This is a genomic window from Marinilabilia salmonicolor (genome assembly GCF_003003035.1).
Lineage (GTDB): Bacteria > Bacteroidota > Bacteroidia > Bacteroidales > Marinilabiliaceae > Marinilabilia > Marinilabilia salmonicolor_A.
In genome coordinates this window covers 36,801-47,060 of record NZ_PVTS01000024.1, presented here as the reverse complement: position 1 = coordinate 47,060, position 10,260 = coordinate 36,801, and the positions used below count along the sequence as shown (strand labels likewise).

The window sequence follows — 10,260 nt, the reverse complement described above, 5'->3', positions numbered from 1 at the left end:
CCTCTGGGACACCCAAATTTACACCTAAAAATACATTAAAAATTTGATTTAATGAAAGTTAAGTTTTTTACATGAAAAAAAGTGCGGAACTCAGGTGTCCCAAAGAAAATGAGCAGCAAATCAGACAATTCACAAACGATATCAAAACAGAATTTGGAAGAGAATAATCTATAAACATCAGATAACAAAACACAAAAAAACCCGGACTTAAACAATCCGGGTTTTTTATTAGGATGAGAATATCTTTTTAGAATTTCCAAAGATCATGTTCCCACTGGAAAATTTCATTTTCAATTCGCTTAGACTCAAGGACAGCTTCTTTTCCTACAGTATAAGACTCAATCGTTCTGTTATCAAATACGTTAGCTTCCTGCACAACATAACTACCGAAATATCTCTTAATAAATATATCGTCAAAACTTCTGCGCTGTGCATCGTTCATTGGATTAAACACTTCGTATTGCGCAAAAAGATCCCTTATTTCAGGAAAATAAACCCAGAATGCTTTGTTTTTAACTACACCTCCTTCAGCACCTGCAGCTTCCCCCAAATCTTCATTCAGGGACTCCCGAATAGGACAAAGTCCAAGAATTCGCACATCAAGGCGTGAGTAGTTACGATCAAAATACCAGATTTCCTTAACCATAATCTGCTTCACTTCATAGGTTTTAGCACCCTCAACAACCGTTTGTTCGGCCATAGTACCGTCTTCCTGTTCAATCATAACGGTGCGGGTACCGGCACCCAGGTTCTTCAGAATGTCATCCTCGCTTTCTAAAGGAACTTTAAATTCATCTTCTGAGAAGGCAGAAAAAGCGGTAATATCGCCAAGCTGGCCATCTCCTACTTCACCTACCACACCTTTGAGCATCAGATCAATCAAACTGTAACGATCATCCATAGGAGTGGTTGGATAGTACAATGGCAAGTTCATTTTTTCCCGCAGATCAATGATTCTCCAGATCTTTTTGGCCCACAACACATCAGCTTCCCTGATACTGGGATATGGAACAGGTTTTCTGTTCACCACATGTTGTTTCTCAAACAACCCGTCAATAGGAAGATTGTCATCATTCCTTTGAGCCGAAAGATTCAGAGATCCAAATCCAAAAGCTCCAAGCAAAAACATTATAAGAAGCTGTTTTCTCATCGTAAGATATTTTTTCTATTCAAATTCTTATTGAATTGTAAAACTAAGCGATCCAAGGTCACGTGTAGAGCCGTCAGGCCCTTTGGCCTGTATGTTGTTAAACAGAACAACACCCCCAATTCCGACGCCTTGAATCAAATCTTTTTGTTCAGTGGTAATTACTCCACTTTCACTATCCACAAACTGAAGATATCCATCTCTGATTGTAGAAATTCTAAAATTAGTAATATTAAATCTAAGATCGAAATCAAAATTATCCATCTTGGCTATAACTGCTCGTTGAGCCAGCAAAAGGTTTTTGCCGATACCACCTCCACGCATCCCTGCAACTGTTGCAACAGGGTCAGGAACCCGTTTAATACGGAAAGGTTGACTCCCCAGGTTTTGCGTTTGCCCGTTTAAGGTGGTACTCACACTTACAATGGCTTGCTTCCCTGCTGAATTCGCATTCGGAGATACGGAAAATTCATTCCCTCGAACCTTTCTCATTCTTGCATTGGTAATTCTAACATTCAGGTTTTCACTAGGAACCCCTGGAACAGAAACCTCTACAGGGTTCTCAACTCCAACATAGAATACATTCATCTTAGTTGGTGAAATAACCACACCCGGTTGCGACACCAGATAAGATCCGGTCACATGTCGTCGCGTATAAGTTCCATCAGGTCCCATTACGGCAATCTCGCCGCTCCATTCCTTTTCGCCGGTGGAATTTGCTGGAATTCTTAAAATTCCACGACCATTATTAATGGGCAACTCTTCACCATTCACAGTCACAATTGGCGGTTGAGTGGTATCTCTAGCCGCAAGCATAATTTCCGCATAATATTCATCACCGCGAATCACATACTCCGAACGAGGTATCACGATAGCCTCCACACTGTTAAATTTGAAGGAACCTTCATCAATTTTGCCATACAGATACCTAATCATATCTGACTCCATATTCCTGACTTCACTTTGAAGCTGACTCATAAGAGCCATAACTGCAGACATTGGCAAATGCTCGAACTTTTCACTCTCCCAACTGCGACCTTCTCCTTCCGATCGCGGAGGATCTTTAGGAGTCAGTGTTCTTTCAAGAGCATTAAGAAGGGCTGTATCCGCGGGGTCAACCATTTCACTCAAAAGGTCACGATAGTGAATCAAATGTTCTTTCAACTCTTTACTTCTGGCCCCGCCTCTTTCGGTAATCATTAACTGTGCAGCAATATCCTGATTATCCAAAGAAGTATATTGTGTAGGAGTTGCCTCAGGACCATCAGCTGTCTGGACAATTAACGTTTTTAAATCCTGTATATGTTTAAATAAACTGTCAGCTTCCGCCTTTACTTCAAGAGCATTATGATATTGATCACTAACTTTCTTCTCGTTAGTGGCATATGCACTTTCAAAATCAGAATATAACAGACTGTTTTTATTCTCCATCGTTTCGATGGTTTTTCTGATACTGCTATCTACCAGTTGAAAAGCCTGAAGAAGTTCTCCTGAAACATTGAGAGCCAACATTGCCGTCAGGAAAAGATACATCATTCCGATCATCTTTTGTCTCGGCGTTTCAGGACAGTTACCACCACTCATATCACAAATAGGTCTTTAAGGTTATTACTTTCCTGATTAATTTTGTTTACTCCCCATATTCATGGCGCTCAGCATATTGCCATAAATGGTATTGAGTTCAGAAATATTCTGATTCAACTTACCCAATTCTTCCTGGTAAGTTTTGGCTTCTTCAACTGATTTCCTGAATTCCTGATCAATACTTCCCAGCTGGGTAGTAACGCTTTTAGAAGCTTCCATCTGTTCGGAAATACTTTTTAATTGCATTTCATAAACAGAATTAATAGCCGCCAGCTGTTTATTTGCTTCACTCAATTGCTCTTTATAACTTTCTGAGTTTGTTGCCAATTGACCGGCATTTTCATTCATCGATTTACTCAGGGACTGATAAGAGCTAACCAAGGCCTGACCTGATGATTCAATATCCTTCACAAGATTATTTCCTGCCGCGGCCATTCCATCTGCCAACTGTTGACCTCCGGTAGATATTTTTTGGGCTGTTTCCCCATAGCTCGAACTCAATGATTCAAGTTCCTGAGCACTTTTTGCCTGAGAATTGGACAATTTGGATACCGACTCAGATGCCATCTTCATGCTCTGCAAATAACTCTCGGTAGCCAGTGAAGCATCACTCAAATCGGCCAACTGACCTGTAGTGGCAGAAAGCTTCTTTATACCCTGGCTTAATTTCTCTACAATTTCTGGCTCGAGCGTTCCGCTTTCGATAAGAGCAGCCAAATCGCTTCCTCCACCACCACCGGAGCCACCTCTGTGTCTTCCACGATCTTCGTTGGGCTCAAGACCTACAAGTTCGGGATAAACCAAACTCCAGTCGGGCATTTCATGCGGTGGTTCAAATGCTGAAAGAAAGAAGATTACAATTTCTGTTCCCATTCCAACCAACAGCATCGGTCCGGCACCCGGATAGTGCTGAATTTTAAACAAGGCACCAGCCAGTACAAGTGCAGCACCCCATCCGTAAACTTTACCCATTACCTTTTTATAGGCAGGACTTTGTACAAATTCCGAAAGACCCATAACAATATTTTTTCTTTTCCAATCCTAAAATTTAACCTCCGATAAAATCACGCACACATCGGAAACCGATATATGACTTTGCTGAATCCTGATATTCATAAGTGCGAATACCATTCTGCAGATAATACCCGATATCTTTCCAGGATCCACCTCTGATAACTTTTCTCTTCATCACTTCAGGATCTTCCGGGCGGGCATTATATTTATAGGTAGGACTCATGTCATGCATAAATCCGTAAGATGACTCGTCATAAGCACTTGACGTCCATTCGGCAACGTTTCCGGCCATATCGAACAGTCCAAAATCGTTGGGAGCAAAGTTGGCTACAGACATGGTGTACATTCCACCATCATCGCCATAACGTCCCCTGAGCGGCTTAAAGTTGGCAAGAAAACACCCCTGATTATTACGGGTATAGTATCCTCCCCAGGGATATTTGTTCTGATCCAGACCGCCTCGGGAAGCATATTCCCACTCAGCTTCACTGGGCAAACGATAGTTACTTACCACAGGCTCCCCTTTACTGATCAGATAATCGTTAAGCAGGTTGGTGCGCCAGATGGCAAAAGCAGTTGCTTGCTTCCAGGTAACCCCAACCACAGGATACTCATCGAATCCGGGATGCCAGAAATACTTTTCGGTCAATGGTTCATTGAACGAATAGGTAAAGTCAGCCACCCACACGAGTGTATCGGGATATACCAGAACCTGGTCGCTCATGATAAAAGCGGAGCGATCGGTGATTTCACGTTCACGCCCATCCTTATCGTAAGCCATCCCCTCATACTCCTTGGTTTCATAGTTGTACCGGTTGGTTTTTTTAGCTGCCTGCTGAAGATCAACCCACTGGTAGTCATAGACCAACTTCCGGGTATCGATCTCCTTCCGACGGAAGAAGCGCTCATTCTCAGGAAGAAACATCTCTTCCAAAATGGCAGAATACTCTTCATTTCGCCAGTCAATAGGCTCATCCCAATTCAGGAATGGAGGATCAATTGGATTACCAAACTCATCCTCGGCAATAATGAATTCTTCGAACTGCTCGCCTAACAATCGGCGGGCTAAGGAATCCCGAACCCAATAAACAAACTGACGATACTCGGAGTTGGTAATCTCGGTTTCGTCCATCCAGAATGACGGAACCGACATGGTCCGTTTCTGGGAACTCATAGTATAAGCGAGGTCTTCGTCTGCCGGGCCCATATTGAAACTGCCTTGCGGTATAAATAGCATACCATAAGGATCAGGCTCATAAAAAGCCGCTTTTCTGGATACTCCGACCAACTCTCCGCCGCCGGACTGACCACATCCGCTTAAAACTGTGACTACGATGACACTCAGGGCAAGTACTTTCTTCATAGTATTTCGGATAATCTATTTTGTTCTAATTTTCTACAAAAATCTGACACTCTTATATCTTTTTTGTTTCTTATTGATATTCAAATCAAAAGAATAACCTATCATTATTTCATGCGATCCGCTGCTTCCGGTATTTGACAGTTTCGATGTGGTAATATCGTAACTGTATCCGGCTCTTATTCCATTTTTCAAATTCAGACCGGCCAATAAAACCACTGCATCCTGATATCGATAGGTCAGTCCGGCCCAATACTTTTCCCGGAAGTGCAAATTCAGATTCAAATCTGCCTGCCAGCTTCCTCCACCCTGTCTGAAAAAGATGGAAGGTTCCAGATCAAAGTTTCGTTCTTCCAGATTTATCAGGTATCCTCCCGTTAAAAACAGAGAACGATGCACATATACGTAAAAATCATCCTGAAAGTTTGGTTCAGGAGAAAATAAATGTTGAACTCCAGCTCCTGCATACCATCCGGGCCCCTGGTAAAAGGCTCCTAATCCAAAATCCGGTGCAAACCCGCTGATTTTTTCAGAAGGCACCATCGGATCATTGGGATCATGGTAATCGCTTTCGGGGATTTCAATTCCGGAGCCATCAAAACTCTGACTTAGAATTCCCGTTGAAATTCCAATACCTAACTCTCCTTCTCCCAGTAAATATCTTCGTGCGAATGACAATCTGATCATCAGGTTGTTAAAAAAGCCGATGTCATCATTCATCACTTCCAGTCCGACACCAACCTTTTTGCCAAATAAATTCAAGGCTGCATCAGCACCTGCTACCGTTGTAACCGGAGCTCCTTCCAATCCCGTCCATTGATTGCGGTTCATCAAAACAACATTCATCTTTCCACTGTTCCCGGCATATCCCGGGTTGGTGTTCAAATGGTTAAACATGTTCTGACTAAACATGGGGTCAAATTGGGCGTAAAGTCCGGAGGAAATGCAAAATAAAAGAAAAAAAACAAAACTCCTACTTTTTATTTTGTTAAAAATAGGTGACACTGTTTTCTTACCACCTCCACGCAAAACCCCTATTTGCTTACTTGACAGGCCCTTGTCTCCATCAAAAGAACGTATATTATCTACGCAAAAAGCTAAGTCCATATACTATATTTGGCCGGTAAAGGTTTCGTTTTTCATTAAGAAACTAAAATAATTCTTCTATTTATTTCCATTCTTAACCTGGCTTCTTCATCAGTTATCGTTAAGAGATGTTTAAATGCCAATAAATTTAGGTTACCGCAGATAAAATTGATACAGGAAATAGTGAACTATTTTCGAATCAATTTTTTGAGGACGCCTGAATTTAGAAGGAAGTTGAACATCGCAATAGATAATTTATGAATAATCCAGGTTAGAGTTCTTCATAAAGAAATGCCACCACAAGGCAGGTAATTCTTTAGCTACAGCATCCTTATAGTCTTTCCCGGAACATGGGATCAACCGCTCATTGTCGCCGTACGGTATCATCAACCACCATCTGCCGTTAGCCGGATTATGGTAAAATTTCAAAGAAGCATCAAACTCCTCCAGGTAAACTGCCTTTAATTCATAATCCTGAAAAGACCTTAGCGGGTAATCCCCGCACCTGGCGCCCCTTCCTTCCAAAAAATGCCAACACATCTGCGCTCCCAGCGGCCCGTACTCCTCGCCTTCAGAATTTCCTGCCGGCAAATTAAAAAGTCCTGTAATCTTCAGAACATCAGAAGCTCCGGCATACCATAAGATCCGACAAGCATCAAGTTCAGAAAATCCGTTTGGCATTTTATTTCCTCCCGGCAGCACCGGCATTTCCCTGATCGCCGAAAAATCGAAACTCAAAACATCTGACTGTCTCAAAAATACTTCAACCGTTTCAATGTTCTCATTTCTGAGCTCCTTTAATCGGGCCAACCGAAAATAATGGTCGCTCAAAACCTGCTCCTGCCGGCTGCTGCAATAATAATTCTGGCATCCCAACAGGCTCAAATCCTCTATATTTTCGGGGCCATAATCAGCAATCAGCTTATTCAGAAAGGTTTCTTCTGAATAATCGTCGTCTGCCGGCACCAGATCGATAAACGAATCAACCACTGTAAGGTTAAACTTCCTTGCCGTTTTTGGAAAAACCCCGCAAAGAGGAACCGTCAAATCCTGAGAACCTCCGAGAACTAAAACCACAACATTCTGCTGTTCCAGATACTCGGCAACCTCTTGAAGCGCAATGTAACGATCCTTAAGACTATTTCCTTTAACATTGCCCAAATCAGCAATGACATCTCCGGAAGAAATTTTCCTCATCCCGTACAGCCATCTGCGAATAATACCGGGGGCTTCAGAAGAAACTGCCCGTTGGCAATTTCTGGTTTCGGGAACACCCAGTATGGCTACGTCAAATTTTTTATCCAAAAACCATTGGGCCGTTCCATCAAAAAACAATATGTCATTTCCCAGTGTTTCCTCGTCAGCAATCCCTTGATAAGAAACCCTGTTCAATTTAACAGGCTCTATGTAATTACTGATTTCCACCAGACAATTTAATATTTAAAATTAATACTTTCAGATTGCACGGTTGCTCTACTTAAAGTCTGTTCATAAACTAAGCAAAATTTATTTTTAGTCCTGTCTCTGGACAGAAACTACTTAGCTTTTTTTGTCGTTTTCGAAGTTGAAGAACCCTTCTTTTTACCCGCCGAAGCACTTTTAGTTGTTTTCTTTGTGCCGGAAGTTTTTGAAGTTTTCCCTTTCTTCGTTTTTTTTGTTTTATCTCCCTCTGCAATAAGCTTTAGGCAATCATCATAACTCAGATCGGCAGCCTCGGTGTCCTTAGGAATTTTATAGTTTTTCTTCTTGTAACTGATATAAGGTCCCCATCGACCGTTAAGCACCTGAAGATCCTTGTCCTCTTCAAACGATTTAATGTATTTTTTATTGTCTCGTTCCCTTTTCTCTTCAATAAGTTCGATGGCCCGATCCAGATCAATGGTCATCGGATCGTCCACCCCTTTCTTCAAAGAGGCAAATTTCCCGTCGTGCCGGACATACGGACCAAAACGACCAACACCAACCACTACTTTCTTATCTTCATAAGTGCCCAGATCCCGTGGAAGATCAAACAACTTAACAGCCTCCTCCAACGTTATTGTTTCAAGGTGCTGCTCGCGGGTGAGAGGTGCATATCGTGGTTTTTCCTCATCATCGGAACTCCCCAGCTGAGCCATTGGCCCAAACCGTCCGATACGAACACTGATAGGTTTTCCTGTTTTAGGGTCGGTTCCCAATACCCGTTCTCCGGTTGTTCGATCCGATTTTTCCAGTGTCTCTTCCACCTGCTGATGAAAAGGCTTGTAAAACTCATCAATGGCCTTCTGCCAACCCAGATTTCCCAGGGCTATTTCATCAAATTCCTGCTCCACTCTGGCAGTAAAATCATAGCTAACGACATTAGGGAAATAGCTAACCAGGAAGTCGTTTACAACCATGGCTATATCGGTAGGGAAAAGTTTATTTCTTTCTGCATTGGCCATCTCCGATCTTTCCTCATGCTTTACTGCTCCCCCTTCAAGCCACAAGAATTGATAAGCACGTGGGGTGCCGGGACGATCTTCCTTGACCACATACCCCCTTTGCTGAATGGTACTGATGGTTGGTGCATAGGTGGAAGGACGTCCAATCCCCAGCTCTTCGAGCTTACGCACCAAACTTGCTTCGGAATATCGGGGTGGTTTCTGGGAAAACCTTTGACGCGACTCCAGTTTTTTCAGGGTCAGTGCATCGTTTTCCTTCGTGGCCGGCAAAAAAGTTGCAGACTCTTCGTCCTCTTCCTGATCAGACGATTCAATATATACCTTCAGAAAACCATCAAACTTCACAACCTCTCCGGTGGCGACGAACTGATGTTTCTCTGCGCCAACACCTATATTAACAGTAGTCTTCTCTATAAGAGCATCACTCATCTGAGAAGCCATTGTACGTTTATATATTAAATCATATAGTTTCTGTTCCTGGGCAGACCCGCTAACCGATGGATTGTCAGGATAGGTTGGCCTGATGGCCTCGTGCGCTTCCTGGGCTCCCTTCGATTTGGTTCGATATTGCCGAACCTTCACATACTTCTCTCCGAACTCAGAAGTTATGGCAGATGCAACAGCACTAACAGCCGATTTGGCAAGATTTACCGAATCCGTTCTCATGTAAGTAATCTTACCTGCCTCATAAAGCTTTTGAGCCACCGACATGGTTTGTCCCACGCTAAAACCGAGCTTCCGGGCAGCTTCCTGTTGCAGTGTGGAAGTAGTAAAAGGCGCAGCCGGAGTTTTTGTTGAAGGTTTCTTAACAACAGAATTTACCTTAAAGTCAGCTCCCGCACAACTATTCAAAAAAGCTTTTGCCTCTTCCAGTGTCTTAAACCGATGATTCAGTTCAGCTTTAAAATCACTCTTCTTCCCTCCTTCATCGATGGTGAAAATGGCAGACACCCGAAATGCTGATTCTGCGTTAAAGTCGAAGATTTCTCTTTCGCGCTCCACCAGGAGTCTTACAGCCACCGACTGAACTCTACCCGCTGACAAGGAAGGTTTTACTTTTTTCCACAGCACCGGAGAAAGCTCAAACCCTACCAGTCGGTCCAGTACCCTGCGGGCCTGCTGCGCATTCACCAGATTATCGTCGATAGCCCTGGGAGATTCAATGGCCGAAAGGATAGCCTCCTTTGTTATTTCATGAAACACAATCCTTCGTGTTTTCTCCTGAGACAACTCCAGCACCTCACTAAGATGCCATGCAATTGCCTCTCCCTCGCGGTCTTCATCGGAAGCAAGCCACACCGTATCAGCATTTTTGGCCAGTGATTTCAGTTCCCGAACCACTTCCTTTTTATCTTCCGAAACGATGTATTGAGGCTGATAATTATGATTAAGATCAATACCAAAATCTTTCTTTGCCAAATCACGTATGTGACCAAAACTGGATTTCACCATAAACCCCTTTCCCAGAAACTTCTCTATCGTCTTGGCCTTTGCAGGCGACTCTACAATAACCAGATTCTCTTCTGTTGTCTTCTCTTTTTTCGCCATCTTCGATTATTTGGTTCTAATGCGACGCATTATAATAAAACTTGGGGCCAAATTTATAAAATATTGTTAACAGCAATCAAGCGACTCACGACTGCTCC

At 42.8% G+C, this 10,260-nt stretch carries 7 protein-coding genes; all 7 read right to left on the bottom strand.

Annotation, left to right across the window (positions count from 1 at the left end; genetic code table 11):
* Positions 1 to 247: 247 nt before the first annotated feature.
* The 7 genes from porN to topA all read right to left on the bottom strand — a co-directional run bounded on the left by porN (position 248) and on the right by topA (position 10,162).
* On the bottom strand, positions 248 to 1,150 hold the full coding sequence (gene porN / locus BY457_RS17715; protein ID WP_106154668.1) for a type IX secretion system ring protein PorN/GldN: 903 nt from the start codon (positions 1,148 to 1,150) through the stop codon (positions 248 to 250).
* A 27-nt stretch (positions 1,151 to 1,177) separates the two neighbouring features.
* The gene (gene porM / locus BY457_RS17710) at positions 1,178 to 2,731 is read right to left on the bottom strand and encodes a type IX secretion system motor protein PorM/GldM (RefSeq protein WP_106154667.1); all 1,554 of its coding nucleotides are present in this window, start codon (positions 2,729 to 2,731) and stop codon (positions 1,178 to 1,180) included.
* A 36-nt stretch (positions 2,732 to 2,767) separates the two neighbouring features.
* Positions 2,768 to 3,748 (bottom strand): type IX secretion system motor protein PorL/GldL, encoded by a 981-nt coding sequence (porL, locus tag BY457_RS17705; protein WP_106154666.1) that lies wholly within the window; start codon positions 3,746 to 3,748, stop codon positions 2,768 to 2,770.
* A 31-nt stretch (positions 3,749 to 3,779) separates the two neighbouring features.
* Positions 3,780 to 5,108 (bottom strand): type IX secretion system lipoprotein PorK/GldK, encoded by a 1,329-nt coding sequence (gene porK / locus BY457_RS17700; protein ID WP_106154665.1) that lies wholly within the window; start codon positions 5,106 to 5,108, stop codon positions 3,780 to 3,782.
* A 33-nt stretch (positions 5,109 to 5,141) separates the two neighbouring features.
* Positions 5,142 to 6,212: a PorP/SprF family type IX secretion system membrane protein gene (locus BY457_RS17695; protein ID WP_106154664.1), complete on the bottom strand. Its 1,071-nt coding sequence runs from the start codon at positions 6,210 to 6,212 to the stop codon at positions 5,142 to 5,144.
* Positions 6,213 to 6,446: 234 nt separating this feature from the next.
* A complete protein-coding gene (locus BY457_RS17690; protein ID WP_106154663.1) occupies positions 6,447 to 7,616 on the bottom strand; it encodes an arginase family protein in 1,170 nt (389 codons plus the stop codon).
* Positions 7,617 to 7,726: 110 nt separating this feature from the next.
* Complete coding sequence (gene topA / locus BY457_RS17685; protein WP_106154662.1) at positions 7,727 to 10,162, bottom strand: type I DNA topoisomerase; 2,436 nt, start codon at positions 10,160 to 10,162, stop codon at positions 7,727 to 7,729.
* Positions 10,163 to 10,260: the final 98 nt, after the last annotated feature.

What these genes read in the sequence shown, in the direction of transcription:
- porL (WP_106154666.1), bottom strand. Translation starts at nt 3,748, where the DNA reads ATGGGTCTTTCGGAATTTGTACAAAGTCCTGCCTATAAAAAGGTAATG.
- porN (WP_106154668.1), bottom strand. Translation starts at nt 1,150, where the DNA reads ATGAGAAAACAGCTTCTTATAATGTTTTTGCTTGGAGCTTTTGGATTT.
- porM (WP_106154667.1), bottom strand. Translation starts at nt 2,731, where the DNA reads ATGAGTGGTGGTAACTGTCCTGAAACGCCGAGACAAAAGATGATCGGA.
- porK (WP_106154665.1), bottom strand. Translation starts at nt 5,108, where the DNA reads ATGAAGAAAGTACTTGCCCTGAGTGTCATCGTAGTCACAGTTTTAAGC.
- topA (WP_106154662.1), bottom strand. Translation starts at nt 10,162, where the DNA reads ATGGCGAAAAAAGAGAAGACAACAGAAGAGAATCTGGTTATTGTAGAG.
- BY457_RS17695 (WP_106154664.1), bottom strand. Translation starts at nt 6,212, where the DNA reads ATGGACTTAGCTTTTTGCGTAGATAATATACGTTCTTTTGATGGAGAC.